At 38.0% G+C, this 25,589-nt stretch carries 28 protein-coding genes; 8 read left to right on the top strand and 20 right to left on the bottom strand.

The features are described 5' to 3' along the window. Positions 1-36 precede the first annotated feature (36 nt). From hflX to G530_RS0100945, 14 genes are all read right to left on the bottom strand, one after another. Positions 37-1,260, bottom strand: coding sequence for a GTPase HflX (gene hflX / locus G530_RS0100880; protein WP_026932727.1), 1,224 nt, complete (start codon positions 1,258-1,260; stop codon positions 37-39). 120 nt (positions 1,261-1,380) lie between these two features. Continuing rightward, entirely contained in the window at positions 1,381-2,280 is a 900-nt protein-coding gene (locus tag G530_RS0100885; protein ID WP_026932728.1) for a DUF3078 domain-containing protein, read from the bottom strand. A 2-nt stretch (positions 2,281-2,282) separates the two neighbouring features. After that, positions 2,283-2,795, bottom strand: a complete 513-nt coding sequence (locus tag G530_RS0100890; protein WP_026932729.1) for a DUF2480 family protein — start codon at positions 2,793-2,795, stop codon at positions 2,283-2,285. Between the two features lie 9 nt (positions 2,796-2,804). Next, positions 2,805-3,128: an iron-sulfur cluster assembly protein gene (locus tag G530_RS0100895; RefSeq protein WP_026932730.1), complete on the bottom strand. Its 324-nt coding sequence runs from the start codon at positions 3,126-3,128 to the stop codon at positions 2,805-2,807. A 1-nt stretch (position 3,129) separates the two neighbouring features. Beyond that, positions 3,130-3,552, bottom strand: coding sequence for a SufE family protein (locus tag G530_RS0100900; RefSeq protein WP_026932731.1), 423 nt, complete (start codon positions 3,550-3,552; stop codon positions 3,130-3,132). 37 nt (positions 3,553-3,589) lie between these two features. Further along, a complete protein-coding gene (locus G530_RS0100905; protein WP_026932732.1) occupies positions 3,590-4,021 on the bottom strand; it encodes a hypothetical protein in 432 nt (143 codons plus the stop codon). 79 nt (positions 4,022-4,100) lie between these two features. After that, a complete protein-coding gene (locus G530_RS0100910) occupies positions 4,101-5,075 on the bottom strand; it encodes a zinc metalloprotease (protein WP_026932733.1) in 975 nt (324 codons plus the stop codon). Positions 5,076-5,377: 302 nt separating this feature from the next. Beyond that, positions 5,378-6,616: an aminotransferase class V-fold PLP-dependent enzyme gene (locus tag G530_RS0100915; RefSeq protein WP_026932734.1), complete on the bottom strand. Its 1,239-nt coding sequence runs from the start codon at positions 6,614-6,616 to the stop codon at positions 5,378-5,380. 24 nt (positions 6,617-6,640) lie between these two features. Then, positions 6,641-7,954 (bottom strand): Fe-S cluster assembly protein SufD, encoded by a 1,314-nt coding sequence (gene sufD / locus G530_RS0100920; protein WP_026932735.1) that lies wholly within the window; start codon positions 7,952-7,954, stop codon positions 6,641-6,643. 77 nt (positions 7,955-8,031) lie between these two features. After that, a complete protein-coding gene (gene sufC / locus G530_RS0100925; protein ID WP_026932736.1) occupies positions 8,032-8,781 on the bottom strand; it encodes a Fe-S cluster assembly ATPase SufC in 750 nt (249 codons plus the stop codon). Positions 8,782-8,831: 50 nt separating this feature from the next. Next, positions 8,832-9,218: a hypothetical protein gene (locus tag G530_RS0100930; protein ID WP_026932737.1), complete on the bottom strand. Its 387-nt coding sequence runs from the start codon at positions 9,216-9,218 to the stop codon at positions 8,832-8,834. Positions 9,219-9,241: 23 nt separating this feature from the next. After that, a complete protein-coding gene (sufB, locus tag G530_RS0100935; RefSeq protein ID WP_026932738.1) occupies positions 9,242-10,687 on the bottom strand; it encodes a Fe-S cluster assembly protein SufB in 1,446 nt (481 codons plus the stop codon). A gap of 37 nt (positions 10,688-10,724) precedes the next feature. After that, a complete protein-coding gene (locus G530_RS16400) occupies positions 10,725-11,060 on the bottom strand; it encodes a four helix bundle protein (protein ID WP_240472128.1) in 336 nt (111 codons plus the stop codon). A gap of 99 nt (positions 11,061-11,159) precedes the next feature. Next, the gene (locus G530_RS0100945) at positions 11,160-11,489 is read right to left on the bottom strand and encodes a HesB/IscA family protein (protein WP_026932739.1); all 330 of its coding nucleotides are present in this window, start codon (positions 11,487-11,489) and stop codon (positions 11,160-11,162) included. Between the two features lie 225 nt (positions 11,490-11,714). On the opposite strand from G530_RS0100945, the gene thiL reads away from it, so the two are divergent. Continuing rightward, positions 11,715-12,770 carry a thiamine-phosphate kinase gene (gene thiL / locus G530_RS0100950; RefSeq protein ID WP_026932740.1) on the top strand — a complete coding sequence of 352 codons (1,056 nt, stop codon included), beginning with the start codon at positions 11,715-11,717 and terminating at the stop codon, positions 12,768-12,770. Positions 12,771-13,090: 320 nt separating this feature from the next. Here thiL and G530_RS0100960 read toward each other — a convergent pair whose 3' ends face one another. Both G530_RS0100960 and G530_RS0100965 read right to left on the bottom strand, forming a co-directional pair. Further along, positions 13,091-13,870 (bottom strand): alpha/beta fold hydrolase, encoded by a 780-nt coding sequence (locus G530_RS0100960; RefSeq protein ID WP_026932742.1) that lies wholly within the window; start codon positions 13,868-13,870, stop codon positions 13,091-13,093. A gap of 91 nt (positions 13,871-13,961) precedes the next feature. After that, entirely contained in the window at positions 13,962-15,254 is a 1,293-nt protein-coding gene (locus G530_RS0100965; protein ID WP_026932743.1) for an aminopeptidase P family protein, read from the bottom strand. A 136-nt stretch (positions 15,255-15,390) separates the two neighbouring features. On the opposite strand from G530_RS0100965, the gene G530_RS0100970 reads away from it, so the two are divergent. After that, entirely contained in the window at positions 15,391-15,909 is a 519-nt protein-coding gene (locus G530_RS0100970) for a GNAT family N-acetyltransferase (protein WP_026932744.1), read from the top strand. Here the strand turns inward: G530_RS0100970 and G530_RS0100975 are convergent, their stop codons facing one another. The 3 genes from G530_RS0100975 to G530_RS16405 are packed head-to-tail and all read right to left on the bottom strand — an operon-like array spanning position 15,910 to position 17,641. Next, positions 15,910-16,200, bottom strand: coding sequence for a chaperone modulator CbpM (locus G530_RS0100975; RefSeq protein ID WP_026932745.1), 291 nt, complete (start codon positions 16,198-16,200; stop codon positions 15,910-15,912). Continuing rightward, on the bottom strand, positions 16,197-17,114 hold the full coding sequence (locus tag G530_RS0100980) for a DnaJ C-terminal domain-containing protein (protein ID WP_026932746.1): 918 nt from the start codon (positions 17,112-17,114) through the stop codon (positions 16,197-16,199). The genes G530_RS0100975 and G530_RS0100980 overlap by 4 nt, the downstream gene beginning before the upstream one ends. A gap of 17 nt (positions 17,115-17,131) precedes the next feature. Next, on the bottom strand, positions 17,132-17,641 hold the full coding sequence (locus tag G530_RS16405) for a DinB family protein (protein WP_035715672.1): 510 nt from the start codon (positions 17,639-17,641) through the stop codon (positions 17,132-17,134). Positions 17,642-17,908: 267 nt separating this feature from the next. On the opposite strand from G530_RS16405, the gene G530_RS0100990 reads away from it, so the two are divergent. The 6 genes from G530_RS0100990 to G530_RS0101015 all read left to right on the top strand — a co-directional run bounded on the left by G530_RS0100990 (position 17,909) and on the right by G530_RS0101015 (position 24,110). Beyond that, positions 17,909-18,625, top strand: a complete 717-nt coding sequence (locus G530_RS0100990; protein ID WP_026932748.1) for a succinate dehydrogenase cytochrome b subunit — start codon at positions 17,909-17,911, stop codon at positions 18,623-18,625. A gap of 3 nt (positions 18,626-18,628) precedes the next feature. After that, positions 18,629-20,632, top strand: coding sequence for a fumarate reductase/succinate dehydrogenase flavoprotein subunit (locus G530_RS0100995; protein WP_026932749.1), 2,004 nt, complete (start codon positions 18,629-18,631; stop codon positions 20,630-20,632). A 59-nt stretch (positions 20,633-20,691) separates the two neighbouring features. Beyond that, complete coding sequence (locus tag G530_RS0101000; RefSeq protein ID WP_026932750.1) at positions 20,692-21,435, top strand: succinate dehydrogenase/fumarate reductase iron-sulfur subunit; 744 nt, start codon at positions 20,692-20,694, stop codon at positions 21,433-21,435. A gap of 80 nt (positions 21,436-21,515) precedes the next feature. Beyond that, the gene (locus G530_RS0101005; protein ID WP_026932751.1) at positions 21,516-22,670 is read left to right on the top strand and encodes a methionine aminotransferase; all 1,155 of its coding nucleotides are present in this window, start codon (positions 21,516-21,518) and stop codon (positions 22,668-22,670) included. After that, positions 22,671-23,306 carry a ligase-associated DNA damage response endonuclease PdeM gene (gene pdeM, locus G530_RS0101010; RefSeq protein WP_026932752.1) on the top strand — a complete coding sequence of 212 codons (636 nt, stop codon included), beginning with the start codon at positions 22,671-22,673 and terminating at the stop codon, positions 23,304-23,306. It begins immediately after the preceding gene. Positions 23,307-23,315: 9 nt separating this feature from the next. Beyond that, positions 23,316-24,110, top strand: a complete 795-nt coding sequence (locus G530_RS0101015) for a hypothetical protein (protein ID WP_026932753.1) — start codon at positions 23,316-23,318, stop codon at positions 24,108-24,110. On the opposite strand, the gene G530_RS0101020 is transcribed toward G530_RS0101015, so the two are convergent. After that, on the bottom strand, positions 24,111-25,466 hold the full coding sequence (locus G530_RS0101020) for a dihydrolipoyl dehydrogenase family protein (RefSeq protein WP_026932754.1): 1,356 nt from the start codon (positions 25,464-25,466) through the stop codon (positions 24,111-24,113). Between the last annotated feature and the right edge of the window lie 123 nt (positions 25,467-25,589).

Genomic DNA, 25,589 nt, shown 5'->3' on the forward strand with positions numbered 1-25,589 from the left:
AAGATTGCGATGAATTTCAATTAAAAGTTTATTGAGCTATTCTTTCTGTTCCCCGTATTTGTCATATTCCGGGTACAGGAAGTTGTTATAAGGAAACCTGGTAATATGAATTTGGCGAACCGCCTCGTAAACCTTCTTGCGAAAATCTTCCATATTCTCTTTATTTAAAGCTGAAATGAAAATGGCATTATCTCCCACTTTATTCATCCAGGTCTTTTTCCATTCCTTTAAGGTATAGTGAGCTGAAGTTTTTTCAGTGATTAGATCATCCTCTTCGATAACCTCAGGTTCATGAGCATCAATTTTATTGAATACCATGATCGTAGGTTTACCCAAAGTTTTAATCTCGGTAAGGATCTGATTAACGGAATCTATATGATCTTCAAAATTAGGATGTGAGATATCCACCACATGAAGCAAAAGATCTGCTTCTCTTACCTCATCTAAAGTTGATTTGAACGACTCTACAAGCTGTGTAGGCAACTTTCTAATAAATCCTACCGTATCACTAAGCAGAAACGGCAAATTGCGTATAACAACCTTTCTAACTGTTGTATCCAGTGTTGCAAATAGTTTATTCTCAGCAAAAACTTCACTTTTGCTTATGACATTCATAAGTGTTGACTTACCAACATTGGTATATCCTACCAGAGCCACACGAACTAATTGTCCACGATTTCCTCGCTGAACTTCCATTTGGCGGTCTATCGTTTCCAGTTTCTTTTTAAGCAGGGAGATCTTGTCACGAACGATCCTACGGTCGGTCTCGATCTCTGTCTCACCGGGACCACGCATACCAATACCACCACGTTGTCTCTCAAGGTGAGTCCACATCCCGGCAAGCCTTGGTAAAAGGTATTCGTATTGTGCTAGTTCAACCTGAGTCCTGGCATAACTTGTTTTAGCTCGCTGGGCAAAAATATCCAGGATAAGACCGGTTCTATCCAGGATCTTACATTTCAGGATCTTTTCAATATTCTTTTGCTGCGCTGGAGAAAGTTCATCATCAAAGATCACTGCTCCAATATCATTTTCATCTGCAAATTCCTTTACATCGTTCATCTTCCCTGAACCTATAAAAGTCTTTGGATCTGGACGATCTAAACGTTGTGAAAATGTCTTTATAACCTCCCCTCCGGCGGTATATGTAAGGAATTCCAGCTCGTCCAGATATTCCTCCAGTTTTTCCTGATCCTGATCTTTGGTTACGATCCCAACCAGAACAGTTCTTTCGTAAGATAAATCGGTCTTTTCAATCATATGTACAAAGGTAATCAATAGAAAGCTACCAGTTTAAAACTAGAAATACTTCAACAAAAATTTAACTGAAAAAGGCCCGCTAAATTAAGCGAGCCTTTTAAATATTATAAAAGGTCTGTATTAGAATCCGAAATTGATCCCTAAACCAAATACTTCTCTAATCTGAAATGCTCCCACGGCATTATCATCATAAACCGCTTGGAATACAAGATTTGCAGACAGATAATCATTTATTCCCATTTCTACATTAAGCAGATAATCTATATCGATGTTACCCGGTTTATCCAGATAATTAGAATAAAGAGAAAGGGTATGTTCCATAGCAACATTCTCCATTATCTCATATTTTGAATATCCACTAAGTGAGGCTCCCAATTCAAATCTCATAGATTCACCTTCGTCTACTCCAAAATAGTCGCCATCAATATATCCGGGACCACTCGTAAAATCTTTATCTACAAAAATGAACCTGGCCGTGGCCGGAGCAAAGTTGAAAAACAGATCGTCATTCTTTTTCCACATGATACCGGGACCGGTTTGTAAATAGGCCGGAGACATAAAATCTGAAATCTCAGTTCGAATAGTTTCTCCAGTATCTGCATCTTCACTAAACTCATATCCTTTAGCGAACTGGGTTCTGAAATTCAAAAACCAGGAATAATACCAATTTGACTCCTGGATCTGTTTACCAGCGATCGAATTTAATTCCAACCGGTCACTTGTCTTCCGTGTAAATTCGTCATCCTTTACCTTAGTAAGACCATAATTACCATAAATTCTATTATTCCAGGTAAAATCGTCCATTTTGTAATTAAACTGATAATCTACAGAGAGGTTACCGGCAATGCTTGAAGTTCCTCCACCTGTCCATTCTTTATTAAAAGCTGACTGGTTAAAAAGGAGTTGAATATTTCCTTCTTTCTTCCATCCATTGGGAATGGTATCTGTTTCTTCTTCCTGTGAAAATGCTAATCCTGTGCTTAGCAGCAATGAAAAAGCGAGTAGTAAAGTTTTTTTCATTTTTATTTTTTTGGTTGTTTATATAAAGGAACTGATGAGCATGCTTCACCATACATCAGGCTTTTCACAACAGGCTGGAGCTTTTTGATTAGGAAAATATAAGCATTTTTTGGCACAGGCTTATGTGAACAACCCTTTATAATTACAGCTCTGTCTTTAAGATCTTTTACGTCTAGGCGCTCTATCACATCCTGATAAAGATGACTCTCCAGATTTTCAAGATCTCCTATTACCACTTTTTTAGCATAGGGTTCCAGATAGGTTGTTATAAGCATATAGGCCCATGCAGGCACAATAGCATCTGAGGAACAGTTTAAAGCTATAAATTTATCCTGATATTGCGACCAGTCATGTTCTTTAGCCTGATCTCTAAAATCTTTTTCCTTTAATACGAAGCCTTCAAATAACCACTTACTCAGGTCAAATATTAACCTTTGACCTTGAGGATAATGGTCCTCAAGATTAAAGGTTATCAGTTTACTATTAGCGACCCGATTTATTATCTCTTCCGCCATAATTATAATTTATAAAAGACCCAGTTCAAGCTTCGCGCCTTCACTCATAAGATCCTGACTCCATGGTGGATCAAAGGTGATCTCCACTTCAGCATCTTTTACCATGTCCAGGGATTTAACTTTTTCTTCAACCTCCAAAGGCAGAGTTTCAGCTACCGGACAGTTAGGTGTGGTAAGAGTCATTAATATTTTAACGTCGTAATCTGTGCTCACCATCACATCATAAATAAGCCCAAGCTCATATATATCTACAGGGATCTCAGGATCGTAGATCGTCTTAAGAACAGTAACGATCTTTTCTCCCAATTCCTGTGTATTGATTTCTTTTTCCATCTTAATTCAATTGCGTTTGATATGCTACAGCATACATTTTTAGTTGTTTGATCATACTTACCAATCCATTGGCACGAGTTGGAGAAAGATGTTCTTTCAACCCAATCTCATCAATAAATTTGGTGTCAGCTTCAATGATCTGTGAAGGATGCTGATTAGAAAATACCCTGATAAGAATAGCAACAATACCTTTAGTAATAATAGCATCACTATCTGCAGTAAAAGCAAGTTTATCACCCTCAAGTTCAGCATGAACCCATACTCGACTTTGACAACCTTTGATCAGGTTCTCATCGATCTTGTATTTCTCATCAATAAGAGGTAATGATTTTCCAAGCTCTATCATATATTCATAGCGCTGCATCCAGTCATCGAACATTGAAAACTCATCTACTACTTCCTGTTGTTTTTCCTGAATCGTCATATTTCAATTTTACGCAAAAGTACAATAAGAAGAAGTGCTATTCAACATTTTCTGCCAATCTTAAGATAGCCTCAACTAATGGCTGTACTTCAGTGGGAGGGTTTCCATGATCAAATGAATTAGTCTTATATATTGTATCATTCTTACGTACACTTAAAATCGCATGCAAACCCCTGTCTGATGCTCTGTCATCTGATGGAGCTTTAAGTTTGCTCATTTCTGAAGCATTTATTTCTTCCAGACGATTCAGTAAAGATTTCCATTCTTCTTCAGTAATGCTATTAGAATCCTCCTTAGCATTTAGACCTGTACTTTTAACTTTTATCCCTTCAGGAGTTACAGTGTACATTGTCGAAGAACCCCTGGTAAAGGTTTCGTAGGAGAAAGACTCGGTATTGCTTACTTCCTGGTTGGAACAGTCATTTTCAGAAAACAGAAATATAAAAAGAGCTAAAAAAGTAATTCTCATAATCGTATAATTTATAGGTACATATTACAAAAAAAGGCACCACAAGGGTGCCTCTTTTAAATTTTATTAACTGAAACAATTAGTCAGCCATTGTCGCACGGAAACCTCCGTTAGCAAATACACTAAGCATTCTTGACTTCTGGCCTTCAGTAAACATATTAAGACATGGGTCATCAGAATAATCCATGAAATTCATAGTCATATCTGCAGTACCACAGTTTACAGTTGGATAAGAAGGACATCCTCTAGAAGCAGCATCAGAATCTGGTGTATCTGCTACGTAATCTGTAGCTCCACAGCCACCGTCACCCCAAATGTGGCGTAGGTTCAACCAGTGACCAACTTCATGAGTTGCAGTTCTACCAGTAGAATACTGAGTAGTTCCCGTGAATCTGTGATCCATTACAACCCCATCTGTAGCCCAGCTTCCTCCAGGGAATTGAGCATAACCAAGAATGTTTCCTCCACGGTATGGCATGTTACCTACCACCCAGATATTAAGGAATTCCTGTGGGTTTACAACATCAGACCCATCACTTGAAGAAAATTTCATGCTATCGTCTGGTCTCCATTGACGCTTCTTAGTTTTAACTCGAATAACGTCTTCAAGTACGAAACGAACACCAACATTTGCCTCCACAGCAGCAAACTCAGCTGGTATAGAATTTCTTCCAGGGTTATTAAGACTAAAATCTTCATTTAAAGCTGTCACCTGATCTTCCAATTGAGAAAGTGGAATATTCTCGCTAGCAGCATTGTAAAGAACATGGAAAACAATTGGAATTTCAATTTTGCCATCTGCAGCAAGACGTTTAGTTAATCCTCTTTCTATTGCTTCTTCGGTATGCTTTTCTACAGCGGCCATTTTCTGTGCGAGTTCAGGATTTTCGGCCATTTTCTCTTCCAGGACTCCCATCGTACCACATTGGTCTGCAGCTATAGCAAGAGTTTCCTGTTCTGCGACTAGAGTATCATCGATCGTTTCTTCCGAAGATTTCTGACAGGAAGCGAAAACCAGAGTCAGGGCCGAAGCCAGTAAGTAAATTCTTTTCATTAAAAAAGTTTTAGGGTTAAAAAATTGTTTTTCCGTCAGATAATAGATTGATGTATTGGCCAAAAAAAATACTATTACCGACTTTCTAAATGTTTGGTTTTTGTTTAGAATATTTGGCACTATTTCGAGTGATTTATCAAAAAATACACGCCGAATATAGCCAAAGTTTTAAGCATTCCTTAACCAAACAATGATGAAAATTTAAACCAAACAGGTATTTCATCGATAAAACCAGTACATACGTCGGCTCGATGAGGATGTTAAAATTTTAAATAAAAAGAATTTATTAGGTGGAAGTAACTTTATTGAAGCATCATTTTAGCTTTTTTCACTGCTTCAATAAACAAATCGATCTCGTGAAAAGTATTGTAGAACGAAAATGAAGCTCTCACGGTCCCTGGAATTTTGAAAAAATCCATAATTGGCTGTGCGCAATGATGTCCTGTACGTACTGCAATACCCATTTTGTCTACAAGAGTACCAATATCATACGGATGCAAGCCTGCAATATTAAAAGAGATCACCGCAGTCTTTTCGGCAGCTTCACCGTAGATCTGCATACCCTCTATTTCTTTAAGTTTCATTGTAGCATACTCAAGAAGCTCATGCTCATAATGTGCTATAGTTTCAAAACCAATAGCATTCATATAATCTATAGCCGCTCCAAAAGCTATTCCGCCACAAATATTTGGGGTTCCCGCTTCAAACTTATGCGGCAGACCTGCATAAGTCGTTTTTTCGAAAGAAACTGTGGCGATCATTTCACCTCCACCCTGGTAAGGAGGAAGTTTCTCCAGCCACTCTTCTTTCCCGTAGAGAATTCCAACGCCGGTTGGCCCACACATTTTATGCGCAGAAACCACATAAAAATCTACGTCTAGCTCTTGTACATCAGCCTTGATATGAGGTGCCGCCTGGGCTCCGTCTATCAGCACTGCTGCTTCATTTTCATGAGCTTTATCAATAATCCTTTTGATAGGATTTACCGTACCCAGAGCATTAGAAACATGATTTAAAAAAACCAGCTTTGTTTTTGAACTAATAAGTTTTTCAAATTCTGGATAAACCAGCTCTCCTTTTTGATCCATAGGGATTACTTTAAGTTGAGCTCCTGTCTTTTCACAAAGCATTTGCCAGGGCACAATATTAGAGTGATGCTCCATGGCCGAAACCAGAATCTCATCCCCTTCTTTTAGAATGGAAGAAAAGCCGCTAGCTACCAGGTTAATCCCATGAGTTGTTCCCGAAGTAAATATGATCTCGTGAGCATTTTTTGCATTAAAATGCTTCTGGATCTTGATCCTGGCTTGCTCATATTTATCTGTAGCTTCCTGAGACAGGGAGTGAACGCCTCTATGAATATTAGCGTTGTAATTTGAATAGTAATCTACGATCGCATCCATAACCTGCGTAGGTGTCTGGGCTGTGGCCGCATTATCAAAATAAACCAAAGGATAGCCATTAACCTCACGGTTAAGAATTGGAAAATCCTTACGGATCTTTTCAACCTCAAAAGTTTTAGCCTGAGTTTGCTGACTCATCCTTTATGTTTTTTTGAATTTATATTAGAGATTAAAGCCTAGATCGACCTCTAACTTAGAAGCGATTAGCTTATTGATCCTTTTCTTAACTTCAGGGATCTTAACGCTTTCCAGTACATTATTGGCAAAAGCATACATCATAAGTCCACGAGCTTCTTTTCTAGGAATACCCCTTGACTGTAGATAAAATAGAGCTTCTTCATCCAACTGACCAATGGTACAACCATGACTACATTTAACATCATCAGCAAAGATCTCTAGCTGTGGCTTAGAATTGATCGTCGCCTTATCATCTGCTAATATGTTGTTATTAGACTGATAGGCATTAATCTTCTGTGCTTCTTTTTCTACCACTACCTTTCCATTAAAAACTCCGGTTGAGCTATCACCAAAGATCCCTTTATAATCCTGGTGACTTTCACAGTTAGGCTGTATATGATGAACCAAGGTATTATGATCTACATGCTGCTTATCTTCAATGATGGTTACACCTTTCATGGTGGAATCTATACGTTCACCTTTCTGATAAAAGTTAAGGTTATTACGCGTTAGCTTTCCTCCAAATGAAAAAGTGTGCACAGACACATTACTTTCATCCTTTTGCTCGATATAAGTGTTGTCTATCAATGAAGCAGCACTATTATCATTCTGGATCTTGTAATAATCCACGATCGCTCTCCTGTCTGCAAAAATTTCGGTTACCGAGTTGGTAAGTACAGGATGATCTGTAAGACTTTGATGCCTCTCTATGATCTGCACATGAGAATTCTCATCTACCACCACTAGATTCCTTGGTTGTAGCAAAAGAGATGATTCATTTCCTGTCGCGAAATTAATTATCTGTATAGGCTTATCTGTAAGCTTATTCTTGTGAATATGAATATAAGCCCCTTCCCTTGCGAAAGCAGTATTTAAAGAATTAAGTCCAGATTTAGGTGCTATCTTATTATAATAGTTATCGATCACCGGACGATACTTATCCTTATTCAAAGCCGAAGACATCAAACAAACATCAATATTATCATGTGTTGTTTGTGACAGGTGAGAAGAGAAAATTCCATCGATAAATACAAGATCATAAGTATCTATATCGTGGATCAAATACTTCTTGATATCACGATACTCGATCGCATCCTCTTTCTTTGGGAAAACACTGTAGTCGTGCTTCAACACAGAATTTAGCGAAGTATATTTCCAGTTCTCATCTTTTTTATTCGGAAAACCAAGGTTTTCAAAATCCTTGATAGCTTCATTTCTTAAGCTATCCAGATTAGAATCTGGATCCAACCCTTCTTCAAAGGCTAAAAACGATGAGATTAATTTATCTTTTAATTCCATTTTTTTCAATTTCAAGTTCAAAATTTAAAATTCAGGCTCTTCCTTATCCGGAAAATGAATTCAGAATTTTGAATTATTTAAACTGCTCCTTCCTTTACCCAATCGTAACCTCTTTCTTCTAGTTCATGAGCAAGCTCTTTTCCTCCAGATTTCACGATCTTACCATCTACCAATACATGAACAAAATCTGGTACGATATAATTCAATAATCTCTGGTAGTGAGTAATAAGCATTACAGCATTATTTTCAGTTCGCAGCTTGTTTACCCCATTAGCAACAATCTTAAGAGCATCGATATCCAATCCTGAATCTGTTTCATCAAGAATTGACAGCTTAGGCTCTAGCATTGCCATCTGGAAGATCTCGTTACGCTTTTTCTCTCCTCCAGAAAATCCTTCGTTAAGAGAACGAGAAAGGAATTTTCTATCTATTTCCAGCATTTCAGATTTCTCACGAATCACCTTCAGCATTTCATTTGCCGGCATATCCTCTTTCCCGTGAGCTTTACGATTAGCGTTGATAGCCGTTTTAATAAAGTTAGTTACGGAAACACCTGGAATCTCCACAGGATATTGAAAAGATAAGAACACTCCTTTATGAGCTCTCACTTCAGGGTCCATATCATTAAGATCTTCTCCTTCAAAAATGATCTCTCCATCGGTCATTTCATATTCTTCCCTTCCTGCGATCACTGAAGATAAAGTACTTTTCCCAGATCCGTTAGGTCCCATGATTGCGTGAACTTCCCCAGGATTTATCTCAAGGTTAATACCCTTAAGGATTTCTTTACCTTCTATGCTAGCGTGTAAATTCTTTATTTTAAGCATGTTTATCAATTCTGAATCTACCTTTCGGTAGATGGATTAATTTTTCTTTTTTAGTCTTCTATAGTATCTGAAACTTTTTTAAGGCCTGGGACTTCAAGAATTTCTCGAATCTCAATTACTTCTTCCCAACCTTCCTGAGACGGATTCGGTAAAATCTTAGCTTTCACTTTTACCGGAACCATGTCGAAATCATCAAATTTTAAAGGTGAAATTTTTTCTGAAAGCACGGTAGACATTGAGTCCAGAGTCACTCCATAAACAAAATTCTCCCCTCTAATCACTGCAGCATCTGCCGTATAGACAAAATTGCCTTCCAGGACCTCAATACTATCCGGAACTTTTTCAGTTTCCGGCTGATCCATTAGATCTTTTCTTTCATCATCCTGACAGGAGAAAAGAGCTAAACTTAACATCAGTAATCCCAATAACTTCTTCATAACAGATCTCACTTCTGGTTTAATTATCCAACTGAACCTTCAAGTGAAATTTCAAGTAATTTTTGAGCCTCAACAGCGAACTCCATTGGTAATTTATTCAACACTTCTTTACTGAATCCATTCACAATTAATGCGATGGCTTTCTCAGTATCTATGCCACGTTGATTACAATAAAATATCTGGTCTTCCCCTATCTTACTGGTCGTCGCTTCGTGCTCCACCTGAGCCGATTTGTTCTTAACCTCGATATATGGGAAAGTATGAGCTCCACATTTATTACCCATTAAAAGGGAATCACATTGTGAAAAGTTTCTCGCATTATGCGCCCGTCCATTTATTTGAACAAGACCACGATAAGAATTCTGAGATTGTCCTGCGGAAATACCTTTTGAAATTATTGTACTCTTGGTATTCTTCCCAAGGTGGATCATTTTAGTTCCGGTATCTGCCTGCTGCCAGTTATTGGTCACAGCGATAGAATAAAATTCTCCAACAGAATTATCACCTTTTAAGATACAACTAGGATATTTCCAGGTTACTGCCGAACCAGTTTCAACCTGTGTCCAGGAGATCTTTGCATTATCTTCACAAATCCCTCTTTTAGTCACGAAATTGAAAACTCCTCCTTTACCTTCTTTATTTCCAGGAAACCAGTTTTGAACCGTACTATATTTGATCTCTGAACCATCTAAAGCAACAAGTTCCACTACCGCGGCGTGAAGTTGATTTTCATCACGGGAAGGTGCAGTACAACCTTCCAGGTAACTTACATAACTATCCTCATCTGCAACTACAAGGGTTCTTTCGAACTGCCCTGTACCAGCCTGGTTAATTCTAAAGTAAGTTGAAAGCTCCATTGGGCAACGAACTCCTTTAGGTATGTAACAGAAAGATCCGTCACTAAATACTGCTGAATTTAAAGCAGCATAAAAATTGTCTTTTTTAGGTACTACTGTTCCTAAGTATTTCTTCACCAGTTCTGGATGCTCCTTGATCGCTTCAGAAATTGAACAGAAAATAATTCCTTTTTCCGCCAGTGTTTTTTTGAAAGTTGTGGTTACAGAAACTGAATCCATTACCACATCTACCGCTACACCTGCAAGTTTCTTTTGTTCATCAAGGGAAATACCGAGTTTCTTAAAGGTATCCAGCAATTCCGGGTCTACCTCATCTAAACTCTCATATTTCGGCTTTTTATTCGGTGCCGAGTAATAAGAAATATTCTGGAAATCTGGTTTTGGATATTTCACATTAGCCCATTCTGGCTCGATCATATCTTCCCAGGCACGGTATGCCTCTAAACGCCATTCCGTCATCCATTCAGGTTCTTCCTTCTTTTTAGAAATTGCTCGCACGATATCCTCGTTCAAGCCCACAGGAAAAGTATCAGATTCTATATCTGTATAAAATCCATACTCATACTCTTTGGTTTCGAGCTCTTTCTTTAAATCGTCTTCAGTATATGCCATGTTTCTTAATTCAAAGTTTAAGGTTTAAAATTCAAAATTATTTGAACTTACTGCCTTTAAAATCACTTTTCTGCAAATAACTTATGAAACCTCCTATTCGCATACTCAGACTTTTCAATTCATTCAATAACATCTCAAAATCAGTATCCTCAATGTATTTCCGATCAGAGATTCTATACAATTGGGATCGGGTTTCACCGCATGATGCCTTTGCAATTGACAGAAATTGAATAAACTCTTTATTCCCATTTCTTTCAAACCCTTCTGCAATATTGTCCATAATAGAACCAGAAGAAGCATTTATCTGATCATAAAGTCGGTAATCTGACTTTAACTGAGTTCTTTTCCGAATTTCAAAGATTTTATTACAAATTTATCTGGCTTTCTGCCAAATTTCAAGATCTTCAAAATTTTCAATTTTACTCATCTACAATTTCTAATCTTGAATTTTAAATTCAGAATTCTGAATCTATTACAGTGAAAAACTTTCACCGCATCCACAGGTTCTTTGCGCATTGGGGTTATTAAAAACAAAACCCTTACCGTTTAAACCACCGGAATATTCCAGAATGGTGCCGGCTAGATAAAGAACGCTGCGCTTATCAACAACAATCTTTACATTATTGTCTTCGAAGACCTTATCGCCTTCAGCCTGGCTTTTATCAAAATTTAATTCATAAGACAAACCAGAACAACCTCCACTCTTTACACCAACACGAACATAGTCGGCTTCAGCATTGAAACCGCCTTCGGTCATTAGAGCAGAAATTTTCTTTTTAGCCTCTTCGCTAACTTTAATCATAAGTTATAAAGATTAATTCTAAATTGGGCACAAATATACTACAAAGCATGTGTTTTACCATAGACTAAGCATATGTTTTAAGAATTGAGATATAAAGCTAGTCAATCAAAAAATCAAGCCCGGTTTAACCCAGGAAACTATAGCTTTCACACCTCTTAAACCTTTTAACACATTCTTCCTCATTGAATTTTATAATCGTACTTTTGCGTTTTAAAATTCAATTGCATGTTTGAGAATAGTCAGGAAAGCAAGACAAACCTTTCAGAATTAGGCGAATTTGGTTTAATAGACCACTTAACCAAAGGTTTTAGCCCTAAGTTAGAATCTACTATCAAAGCCATTGGCGATGATGCTGCGGTTCTAAATTTTGAAAATAAGCAGACATTAGTAAGTACAGATCTTCTGGTTGAAGGTGTTCACTTTGACCTCGCTTACATGCCTTTGAAACATCTTGGATACAAAGCTGTGATGGTTAATCTTTCAGACATTTATGCCATGAATGCTACAGCAACCCAGATCACTGTTTCTTTCGCTGTCTCCAACCGTTTCCCTGTAGAGGCTCTGGAAGAATTATATGCAGGAATTCAACTAGCCGCAAAAATGTATAATGTAGATGTGATTGGTGGTGACACCACATCTTCCACTTCCGGGCTAATGATTAGTATTACTGCCCTTGGAATGGCAGAAAAAGAAGACATCGTCTACAGAGACGGAGCAAAAGCTAACGATCTACTGGTGCTAACTGGAGATCTTGGTGCAGCCTATATGGGATTGCAGGTTCTGGAAAGAGAAAAAGAAGTTTTTAAAGCAAACCCGAATTCTCAACCTGACCTTGATCAATATACTTATTTGATTGAAAGACAATTAAAGCCTGAAGCGAGAAAAGACATTCCGCCACTTTTAAAAGACCTGGATGTTTTACCAACATCTATGATAGACATTAGCGACGGACTATCTTCTGAAGTGATACACCTTTGCAAGAGCTCTAAGTTAGGAGCAAACCTTTTCGAGGAAAAGATTCCTTTAGATCCCGCGGTAATTTCAGTTTGTGAGGAATTTGAAATTGACAGCACGATGATCGCGTTAAGTGGTGGTGAAGATTATGAATTACTATTCACAATTTCACAGGATGATTTTGATAAAATTAAAGGAAATCCACATTTAACGGTGATAGGCCATATGACTGAAGAAAATGAAGGCATGCATCTTGTCACGCGAGCCAATCAAAAATTACCATTAATCGCCAGGGGCTGGAATTCTATGGAAAACAAAGAAGATTAAGAGGCCTTTGCAAGAAATACCCTCTTGCGTCTTCTATGTATTTTCGCAAGGTATGCATTGGTTTCCTTGAATTTTGGGGTGAGCCTTGCCAAAAGTCCATCGGCAGTATCTGTCATTTCCATGCCACACTTCTTACATTGATACTCATGTACATGATTGGTAATGTTTTTTGACACCCTTAATCGATGTCCAAAAAGACTGCAATAAACCTTGGCAAATGAAAACAAAGTAGGGTTAGCTTTTTTCATATAAGGTTAAATTTCTGGTTTCTAGGTTACTAAATTATAAAAAAAAGTTAATGGTTCGACAAAAAGCGTTAATTAATCGATAAAATGCATCTTTTCTGTTAAATCTACTGGAGCTTCCATATAAGAATTATGTCCGTTTTTCAGTATATAAAAATCACAGTCACATCCTTCCGAAACTCTTTGTAACTCATTAACATCCAATATCGGATCCACTTTTCCAGCTACGACGATCTTCTGTCCCGAAAACCTTTTAAGTTCCTCTAAATAATTCGTACGAATTTTCATACCATTTAGAGCTGCCTGTACATTTTCAGTTCTCATTTCAACTGCCCGGGACTTCAAATTCTCTATTTCTGAAGATAATTTCTCTTTGCTTTCTTCAGAATACAGATTAGAGATCGCCATACTTATATAGGCTTCCTTATTTTCCCCAACCAGTTTAACAGATCTATCTCGTATTTCCTGCTTTTCTACAGTATCCTCAATTGGTGTTGAATTTATCAACATCACGCTCTTTATTATCATAGGAAAAATCTTAAGCAATTCCAAACTCACATAACCTCCCATACTGTGACCGGCAACGCTAAACTCCTTTATTCCAAGGTTTGTAAGCACCTCCCTAATAGCTAAAGCCATCAAACTCATAGTATGTATTCCGGCAATTCCTTCCGACTTTCCATGACCGGGTAAATCAATGCAAATTACCTGCCGTTCATTTTGAAGTTCCTTAACAATGGGATCCCAGATTGAAGAGTCCTCTAAAAATCCGTGTAATAATATTAGTGGAACTTTTTTTCCCATTCCATATATACTGTAAAAAATCTTTGCTCCTTTAAATGTTATCTCGCTCATTGTATTAATAAAAAAACCGCGAATCCAGGAAAAGAAATTCCAGAATTCGCGGCAAATATTGAAGTTTAAATTTTCTTTAAATCCGAAATAATTAAGAATTCATGATATCTTCTATCTCCTCAATTTCTATAGGTATATTTCTCATTAAATTGAAAGGTTCTCCTTTTTCCTGGATCACCACGTCATCCTCAAGTCTAATCCCGAAACCTTCATCTGGAAGGTAGATCCCCGGCTCTACTGTGAATACCTGGTTAGCCTGCATTGGTTCAGTCAAAATTCCATAATCATGAGTATCAAGACCAATATGATGTGAAGTTCCGTGCATAAAATACTTTTTGTAGGCTGGCCAGTCTGGATCTTCGTTCTGAACATCTGCTTTATCCAGTAATCCCAGATCTATCAATTCTGAAGTCATCATTTTCCCGACCTCCACATGGTATTCTTTCCACATTGTACCAGGAACAAGTAATTTTGTGGCTTCGTTCTTAACTTTATTAACCGCGTTGTATACTTGCTTCTGTCTGTCTGTATATCTACCAGATACTGGAATTGTTCTACTAAGGTCACTGGAGTAATTAGCATATTCTGCCCCGGTATCTAAAAGAATAAGATCGCCTTCTTTACATTGATGCCTGTTCTCTATATAATGTAAAACGTTCGCATTATTACCACTGGCGATAATTGGAGTATAAGCAAAGCCTTTTGAACGGTTTCTTATCATCTCATGGTAATATTCTGCTTCTATTTCATATTCCCAAACTCCAGGTTTAACGAACTTCAGGGTTCTTCTAAAAGCTTTTTCAGTAATATCACACGCCTTTTGCATAAGATCCAGTTCAATAGGATCTTTTACTGAACGTAATCTTTGTAGAATTGGGTTTGCCTTAGCCACCTGATGCGCAGGATATTTCTCCTTACACCATTTTATAAAACGATCATCCCTTGTTTCGGTAGCATGATTTGCTCTGTAATGTTCATTTGTATTCAAATAAACTGTTTCACATTGGGTCATGACCTCAAAAAAGATCTTTTCAAAATCTTTCATCCAGTAAACAGTCTTAATTCCGCTTACTTCAAAAGCATCATCTTTATTAAGCTTAGCTCCTTCCCAAACTGCAATATGTTCATTGGTTTCTGTTAAGAAAAGGATCTCCCGGTGCTTTTCTTCAGGTGCATCCGGAAATAATACTAGAATACTTTCATCCTGATCTACCCCACTTAAATAGAATATATCACGGTTTTGCTGAAAAGGCATTGTACTGTCGGCACCAATCGGATAAATATCATTTGAATTAAAAACCGCAAGGCTTTTAGGCTTCATTTTATCCATGAAGTTTTTGCGGTTTTTTATAAAGAGTTTCGAATCTATTCTGTCATATTTCATAAATAAATCTTTTCAATTTTTTCAAAATTAAAGGAATTAAACGCAAAAGCTATTAAAGGAAATTAAAATTTTAGGAGATACCGGGATTTGCTATTTTAGATCATTATAATTTCATGTTTGCAACCTTAAAGAATAGATGAAATCTTATAAAGCATTCGAGACAGGAAGACTAATCATTAGACCAACTTCAATAGAAGACAAAGATTTCATATATAAACTATTGAATTCTCCCAAATGGTTAAGGTATATTGGGGATAGAAATGTAAGATCTTCACTAGATGCTGAAAATTACATCGTAAGCCGAATGTTACCTCAACTCGAAAAACTTGGTTTTTCCAATAATACTATCATCAAAAAAGAAGACGGAGTGAAAATTGGCACCTGCGGTTTATTTGATCGTGAAGGTCTGGAAGAGGTAGACATCGGATTTGCTTTTTTGCCTGAATACGAAAATATGGGCTATGCATTTGAAGCTACAAGCACTTTAAAAAGAGCTGCAAAAGACGAATTCGGGCTGACCAATTTAAGCGCGATAACCCTGGAGGAAAATAAAGCTTCCAGGAAACTACTGGAGAAACTGGAATTCAAATTTAAGGAAAAGATCAGGCTGCCAGAAGATCCAGCCGAACTTATGCTGTATTCACTAAGGCTTTAATTATTCATAAAGTCCCAACCTATTTTTCAATCGCACATTATCCTTTTGCAGGTCCTGTATTTGCTTAAGCAGATGATTTATTGCTTCCAGGCCCTCCAGGTTAATATCAAGTTCTTTATGCAAGCGCATCATTTTTTCGAATTCGGCTAAATGATCACAATGTATGTACTCCGTTTCCTGCACAGTGACAATCTCAATGATCCCACTTTCATATAGCGAACTCACAAACTGCCGCTCAACCTGGTATCGCACACAAATTTCATCTGCAGGAATTAGCTCTTCATTTCTCATATTCCTGTATTTTTAAGTTCCTGAAATAATTCTTTCTGCTTACCGGTAAGATTTTCCGGGATCTTAATATCATAGGTGATAATAAGATCTCCAAATTGCCCTTCTTTTTTATACTTCGGAAATCCCTTTCCTTTTAATTTAACTTTACTACTGTTCTGGGTTCCAGGCTTCACCTTCAGTTTCACTTTTCCATCAAACGTATTAACCTGTATCTCGCCACCAAGAACCGCGGTAGTAAGCTCTATTTCTTCAGTAGAATATAGATTTTCTTTTTCTCTGCGGAAGTTAGTATCGTTCAAAATATTGAAAGTGATGTAAAGATCCCCTTTAGGTCCTCCCTGAATTCCGGGACCGCCATGGCCTTTGATTTTTATAGTTTGCCCATTCTCTACCCCAGCGGGTATCGTAAGCCTGATATTCTTGCCATTTACGGTAAGTGTATGTTTTTTACTTTCGTGGACTTCACTAAGTCTTAACTGAAGTTCTGCATTAAAATCCTGTCCTTTAAAATGAGCGCCACGATGCGCTCCTTCTGCTCTTGCCCTTCCGCCAAACATCTGTTCAAAAAAGTCTGAAAATGTATCGTCATCAAAATTTCCCGAATAAGACTGCCTGCCTCCTCCACCAAAGCCCCGGCTAAAACCACCAGAAGCTGCCTGCTGTTTTTTAGCCTGCTCAAATTGATCTGCATGCTGCCAGTCTTTCCCGTATTCATCGTATTTCTTACGTTTTTCAGGATCACTTAAAACTTCATGAGCTTCGTTGATCTGCTGAAATCTCGCCTGAGCTTCCTTATCGTTAGGATTAAGGTCAGGGTGGTATTTACGGGCTAGCTTCCTGTAAGCTTTTTTGATATCGGCCTTGGACGCCGATCTTTCTAATTCTAAAAGTTTGTAGTAGTCTATAAATTCCATGCAACAAATCCAGTTTACTATGATTTAAAAACTCCCGAGTCCATTTCTTTTTTCTTAAGCTGACTTTCGATCAAACCGATTTGGCCAATATGATAAATATCATGCTGAACCAGGCCTTTTAGTAGATATCCAAAATTATAATCTTTACCGTCTACTTTTTCTTCCAGAAAAGAATCATCTTCTTTTTCATTCAATAATTCATAGATCTCACCCTGGGTAGCAACCAGTTCTCTTTTTAATTCCTCCCATTCTTTTTGAGAGTGAACCTCTATATTTGGCCAGTCGTCATTAGTATCTATTTCAAGTGAATAGTCATTATTCCCTTTTAACTTTTCCACGGCAAATTTTTTCCAGGCGATCAAATGCCCTACGATCTGAGCCACAGTATGAGATTCTGGAACACAGGACTTATATCCTATGATATATGGTACATTTTCAAGTTTTCTCATAACCGATTTGCCGTACCATGGACCTCCTTCAAAGGTCTCAGAAAGAGACCTTATAATTTCTTTTATATTTTCTTTCATGTAGGGATTACTTGAATTGAAAATTACGAAAAATGAGCAATTACGGCAGTTAAGCTTTTGCCAAATCATTTTTGAAAATTCTACATCGGTATTAGAATTTCGTAAAAAGAATGCATTTTGCTCAAGCAACTCTAATTCAAAGATTCAACAAATAATAAAGTACTTTAAATTAGTTCTAAATAGGCTTTAAAAAGGCTTCCAAAGTTTGTTAAAAATTAGAAGGAAGCGTATTTTTGCTGCACTTTATCAAAATAATTCAAAAAATTTATGGCGAAATCTGCGCTTTTAAAGTCATCATTGGCAAAAAAATACTGGATGGCTTTCACCGGCCTTTTTCTGTGCCTGTTTTTAGTAGGACATCTTATTGGAAATTTACAACTGCTTATTCCAGTTAGTGAAGGAGCAAGGGATACTTTTAATGAATATGCATTATTCATGACCACCAATCCTGCGGTTAAGGTATTATCTTACCTAACTTACATCAGTATTCTTTTTCATGCTATTGACGGGTTGATGCTTACTATCAATAACCGTAAGGCGAGACCTCAGGGTTATGTAAATTTCAAACCTTCAACAAACACCATGTGGTCTTCCAGAAATATGGGAATACTTGGTACGATCATTCTTGCATTTATCGTTGTTCACATGACCATGTTCTGGGGAGAAATGAAATTTGGTGGGCTTGACGAAACAGTATATACTACTGCTAATGGCGAGGAAGTAAAAGACCTTTATACATTAACAATTAAGACGTTCCAGGATGCTCAGTACGGATTAATCTGGGCAATCGCATATGCTATTGCTATGCTGGCTATCGGTTTTCACCTGTCTCACGGGTTCGCAAGCGGATTTCAGTCACTAGGAGTTAATCATCCAAAATACAACGGGTTTATTAGAAAGTTAGGTTTAGCCTTTGCCGTTTTAGTGCCTCTGGCATTCGCGGTGATACCTTTTTATATTCACTTTGTACTAGAAAAAATTTAAGCTATGGGAATATTTGAATCTAATGCACCTAAAGGCCCATTGGCAGAAAAGTGGACCAATCATAAAAATGAAATAGACCTGGTTAACCCGGCTAACAAACGTAACATAGACGTTATTGTGGTTGGAACAGGACTTGCCGGTGGTAGTGCTGCGGCAACTCTTGCAGAACTTGGTTACAACGTAAAAACATTTTGTTATCAGGATTCTCCACGTAGAGCTCACTCTATTGCAGCTCAGGGAGGAATTAACGCAGCAAAGAACTACCAGGGAGATGGTGATTCTATTTACCGTCTTTTCTACGATACAATTAAAGGTGGTGATTACCGTTCCAGGGAATCCAACGTTTACCGCCTTGCGGAAGTTTCAGGAAGCATTATTGACCAGTGCGTAGCACAGGGAGTACCTTTCGCTCGTGAATATGGTGGCATGTTAGATAACCGTTCTTTTGGAGGGGTTTTGGTATCTAGAACTTTCTATGCTAAAGGACAAACGGGGCAACAGCTATTGCTTGGAGCCTATTCCGCAATGAACCGCCAGATAAATCGTGGTAAGATCAAAGCTTACAACAGGCATGAAATGCTGGATATCGTTAAGGTTGATGGTAAAGCTCGTGGTATTATCGCCAGGAACCTGGTAACAGGAGAATTAGAAAGACATTCTGCTCACGCTGTCGTTGTTGCTTCAGGAGGATATGGTAACGTATTTTTCCTTTCTACCAATGCCATGGGAAGTAATGTTACAGCCGGATGGAAAATACATAAAAAGGGAGCGTATTTTGCTAACCCTTGTTTTACTCAAATACACCCTACCTGTATTCCGGTTTCAGGAGATCATCAGTCTAAACTAACATTGATGTCTGAATCTTTAAGAAACGATGGTAGAATCTGGGTTCCGAAGAAAAAAGAAGATGCGGAAGCAATTAAGGCTGGTAAAAAGAAACCAACTGAGCTTACAGAAGAAGAAAGAGATTATTACTTAGAAAGAAGGTATCCTGCCTTTGGTAACCTGGTACCTCGTGATGTTGCTTCAAGAGCAGCTAAAGAACGTTGTGATGCAGGTTACGGAGTAAATAAAACAGGAGAAGCGGTATATCTGGATTTTAGTTCAGCCATTATGCGTTATGGTAAGGAGGCTGCGACTACTCAGAAGATTAGCAATCCTTCAGACGAAAAAATAAGACAATTAGGAAAAGAGGTCGTGGAGGCCAAATATGGTAACCTGTTCCAGATGTATGAGAAGATCGTAGATCAGAATCCATATGAAACTCCTATGATGATCTATCCTGCCGTACATTATACTATGGGTGGTGTATGGGTTGATTATAATTTACAAACAACAATTCCAGGATGTTACGCGATTGGAGAAGCTAATTTCTCTGATCACGGTGCAAACAGACTTGGAGCCTCTGCGTTAATGCAGGGACTTGCTGACGGATATTTCGTTTTGCCTTATACAATTGGTAATTATCTGGCAGATGATATTAGAACCGGGGCTATCCCAACAGATTCTGCAGAATTTGAAGCTGCTGAAACCGAAGTAAGGGAAAGACTCGAAAAGCTGGTAAATAATAACGGAACTAAATCTGTAGATCACTTCCACAAGATACTTGGTAAGATCATGTGGAATAAGGTTGGAATGGCAAGAAATGCTACCAGTCTTAAAGAAGCGATCAAAGAGATCCAGGAACTTCGCGAAGAATTCTGGAGAGACGTTAGAGTTCCGGGAACTACCGCTGAAATGAATGCAGAGCTTGAAAAAGCAGGACGTGTTGCAGATTTCCTTGAATTAGGTGAATTATTCGCTAAGGATGCCTTACACAGAGAAGAATCTTGTGGTGGTCACTTTAGAGAAGAATATCAAACTGAAGAAGGGGAAGCACTTCGTGACGACGAGAACTTTATGTATGTAGCAGCATGGGAATACACCGGTAATCCTGCAGATGCTATTCTTCATAAGGAGGATCTTGATTATGAAAATATCAAAGTAAAAACAAGGAGCTATAAATAGATTTGAGATATGAGATCTCAGGATTTTGATCTCATTTCTAAATACTCAATACTTAAAGTATGAACCTTACACTAAAAATATGGCGTCAGAAAAACGCCGACACAAAAGGAAAAATGGTAACCTACCAGGTTTCTGACATTTCTAACGATATGTCTTTTCTTGAAATGATGGATGTTCTTAATGAGCAATTGATCAATAAAGGAGATGAGCCGGTAGCTTTTGATCATGACTGTCGTGAGGGAATTTGCGGTTCTTGCAGTCTTCAGATCAATGGGGAACCACATGGACCAGATCGTGGAGTGGCTACATGTCAGCTTCACATGAGAAAATTCAAAGATGGCGATACTATTACCATCGAGCCTTTCCGTGCAAAGGCATTTCCGCTTATCAAAGACCTTGTGGTAGACCGTAGTTCGTTTGACCGCATTCAGCAGGCAGGTGGTTACGTATCAGTAAATACTTCTGGAAATACCATAGATGCGAACTCAATCCCTGTAGATAAGGAAAATGCAGATATGTCCTTCTATGCAGCAACTTGTATTGGTTGTGGTGCTTGCGTTGCCGCTTGTAAGAATGCGAGCGCCATGTTATTCACCTCAGCAAAAGTAAGCCAGTTTGCTTTACTTCCGCAAGGAGAAGTTGAAGCAGACCGAAGAGTGTTGCAAATGGTAGAGCAAATGGATAAAGAAGGTTTTGGGAACTGTACTAATACTGGTGCTTGCGAAATTGAGTGTCCTAAAGGGATTTCTTTAGAGAACATTGCCAGAATGAACAGAGAATACCTTAAAGCGAGCGTAAAATAATTAACGCTTGTTTAATTATATAGATTAACCCGGACTTTGCAGTCCGGGTTTTTTTATGCATTTTAATTAAAAATTCAGAAATGCCGAACAGATTAAAACATGATTCCAAATTACCTGGGAATAAGACCAGCATATTCTCTGTCATGAGTAAAATGGCCAATGATCATAATGCAATTAATCTATCCCAGGGTTTTCCGAATTTCGAAACTGACCAGAAGCTGAAAGATCTTGTTTCGAAGGCTATGAATGACGGATACAATCAATATCCACCCGACTCAGGTGTACAGGAACTTAGAGAGCAAATCTCCTTAAAGATCAAATCGCTTTATGGCAAACATTACGATGAAAATTCTGAAGTTACCGTAACATCTGGTGCAACCGAAGCACTTTATGCTGCTATAACTGCATTTGTAAAAAAAGATGATGAAGTTATAGTCCTGAAACCGGCCTACGACACTTATGAACCTACCATCATATTGAGTGGAGGTAAACCAATTCAGATCCAGTTAAAAGGTGAGAATTATAGAGTGGATTGGAATGAAGTAAAATCTGCGATCACCTCGCGAACAAAAATGATCATTATAAATACTCCCCACAATCCAAGCGGAACTATTTTAACTGAAGAAGATATGCTTCAGCTTCAGGATATACTTTCAGATACAAACATCATTCTTCTGAGCGATGAAGTATATGAGCACCTGATTTTTGACAAGGAACAGCATCATAGTGCTTCAAAATTTCCTGAATTATCAGAAAGATCTATCGTATGTGCTTCATTTGGTAAAACATTTCATAACACAGGCTGGAAAACTGGTTATTGCGTAGCTCCTGAAAAATTAATGAAGGAAATCAGAAAAATTCATGAAGTCACAGTATTTTCTGTAAATCATCCCATGCAAAGAGCCTATGCAGAATATTTAAAAAATCCCGATAATTATTTAGAACTCTCTAAGTTCTATCAAACTAAACGGGACCTTTTTCTCAATTTGATAAAAGATTCAAAATTTACGTATACTCCCTCGCGGGGAACTTACTATCAACTTTTAAATTTTTCAGAAATAACTGATGAAAAAGACGTAATTTTCGCTGAAAGACTGGTGAAAGAGAATGGATTAGCTTCCATTCCTGTTTCTGTATTCAATATAAATAATAAAGATAATAAGCAGTTGCGATTTTGTTTTGCCAAGACCGACGATACCTTAGAAAAAGCTGCAGAAATACTTTGTAAATTATAGATGAATTTAAACATTAAGATCCACGATCAGGACTTCGTATTACATCCATACGGAGCAGTCTACTGGCCCGAGCAGGAAGTGATGTTAGTCGCAGATGTCCATTTGGGCAAGGTCTCGCATTTCAGAAAACACGGCAGCGCAGTTCCCCTTCAAGCGGCATCACAGAACTTTATTAAATTAGATGAATTACGTAAGGAATTTGATCCTGAGCACATCGTATTTTTAGGTGATCTCTTCCATAGCTCACTGAACCTTGAGTGGAACATGTTTGAAGAATGGAAAGGGAATATAGATAACCAGGTACATTTAATAGCGGGTAATCATGACATTATCTCTCCTTTAAAATATGAAGCGATAGACATCAAGATCTATTCAGATGTTAAAGTAGCCGGATTCCACCTAAGTCATCATCCTGAAGAGCAGAAAGATCACTACAATATTTGTGGTCATATTCATCCTGGATTTAAAATGCGTGGTGAAGGAAGACAATTATTAAATTTACCTTGTTTCTTTAGAAGTAAAAATCAATTAATACTACCCGCTTTTGGCGAATTTACCGGTAATTACTATATGAAGCCTGAAGAAGGAGATTATATATTTGCGATAACCGGTAAAGAAGTAATTCAGGTTAATTAAACTCCCCCCATGATTAAAAGGCTTGCTGTTCTTAATTTCATTTCTGTGATTATTGCGATCATAACTAATTTTTTCGCTCAAACAGGTAGCATTAATAATACTACTATTGGTGAGGTTAGCAATAAGTATACGAACCTATTCACCCCGGCAGACTATGCTTTTTCCATATGGGGTTTGATCTATATTGCGTTAATTGCATCCTCCGTATTTATGCTCCAACAGGCATTTACCAATGGAAAGCATACAGATTTCATCAAGAAAACTTCTTTTTGGTTTATTGTTGCCAATGTGGGCACTAGTCTCTGGGTAATTACCTGGGTCTACGATTTTATAGGCATGTCTGTAGTACTAATGTTTCTTATCCTGGCTAAACTCCTAAAGATCATTTTGAATAATGACCTGGAAATATGGGATGCTCCATTTAAGGTAATTGCTTTTTACTGGTGGCCAATCTGCCTGTTTTCAGGTTGGATTAGCGTAGCTTCTATTGCAAATATGGCTGCCTGGCTTACCGAAATTGGATGGGATGGAGCAATTTTCACTGATGTTGAATGGACGGTGATCATGATTGGAGTAGCGGTAATTATCAATCTCGCTATAATCTACCTTCGCAATATGCGAGAATTTGCCGCTGTAGGTGTTTGGGCTTTAGTTGCAATTTATTTAAGACACCAGAACGAACAGGAGCTTATCGCAAAAGTTGCCCTGGCCGGGGCTATACTCTTATTTCTAAATATTTCTTATCATGGTTTTATTAACAGGAAGTCTAATCCAATGTATAAATTACTGAAAGGTAAAAGCTAATTAAACCATAGCTTTTATATCACTCGCCCAGCTTGGATAAGAAAAGATCATTCCTTTCAAGGTTTCACAAGGCAGTTTACCGCACATAGCCATCACGAACATGTTGATCATTTCCCCGGCATCAGGTCCTAACAGGTGGGCCCCTAAAACCAATCCGGTTTCCTTATCAATAAGTGTTTTATAAGCGTAGTAATCATCATTGATCCTTTTCGCATTGAACCATTGTGGGACATACTTCTGTTCCACTTTAAAATCATATCCTTTCTCCTTCGCCTCTTTTTCATTTAGTCCTACGGAAGCTAAATTAGGTAGTGTAAAAACCACAGAAGGTTGTGGCGGATAATCTACTTTTTTCTCCCTGTCTTTATCCAGGATATTTCCTGCAACAATTCTCGCTTCCTGTGAAGATAATGGTGTTAACGGCAAACCTTCACTAGCCGATACATCTCCGCAGGCATATACATTTTTATTCGTGGGGCTTTGTAAACGCTCGTTAACAGTGATCCCCTTATTAGAATATTTTACATTTCCTTTTTCCAGATCTAATTCGTCTATTGATGGAACCCGACCAGCTGCATTAACTACCAGTTTTGCTTTTAATTCAATCTTTTTGCCTTTTTGATCTGCCTTAACCCTGAAATTGGTCTGTAGCTTTTCAACCTCTGCCACTTCAGCATCAAAAATAAATTTGATCCCTATCTCTTCTGAAGCTTTCTGAAGATGTTCAACCATATCCTTATCGAAATTATTGAGCGATCTGGATTCCCCATCTATTACGGTCACCTCTACTCCACATCTCGCGGCGATATGGGCGAATTCCATCCCTATGTACCCGGCTCCAATAAAGATTATACTTTCGGGAAGCTCTTCAAGTTCCAAAAAATCATCACTGTTAATTGGTAATTCTCTACCTGGAATAGGTAAATCCATTGCCTTATTCCCAGTAGCGATCACGATCTTTTTTGCTGTAACGGTCTTTCCTTCCACAGAAAGGGTGTTCTCACCCAGAAATTTTGGGGACTGATGAAACATTTTAATGCCCAGCTTTTCCAAATCTTTTTCTGTGGCTGCAGGAACCGCACTGGTAAAGGTCTTTTTGAACTCCATAAGGTCATTCCAGCTAAATTCAGGCATTTTTGTTATTCCACGACCTTGCATCTTACCTGCTCTGTCCAGGATTTCTGTCAGGCCAACCAGGACCTTTTTTGGATCACAACCACGGTTGGCACAGGTACCTCCAAATTCGCGATTATCTGCAATCGCAACTTTCAATCCTTCAGCAACACATTCTTTCGCCACACTTTTCCCCGCCGTCCCGGTTCCGATCACAAAAACGTCAAATTCTTCAAATCCCATAATTTCCAATGATTTTTAGTGAAATTAGCCAAGTTTACAATGATTTTGCGTTAGGAAAATGGTAAAAATTGACAAATGCTATTTAATCGTTAAAAATCGATTAACTGGTTGTAAGACAATTTG

Source organism: Christiangramia echinicola DSM 19838, from assembly GCF_000423065.1.
Lineage (GTDB): Bacteria > Bacteroidota > Bacteroidia > Flavobacteriales > Flavobacteriaceae > Christiangramia > Christiangramia echinicola.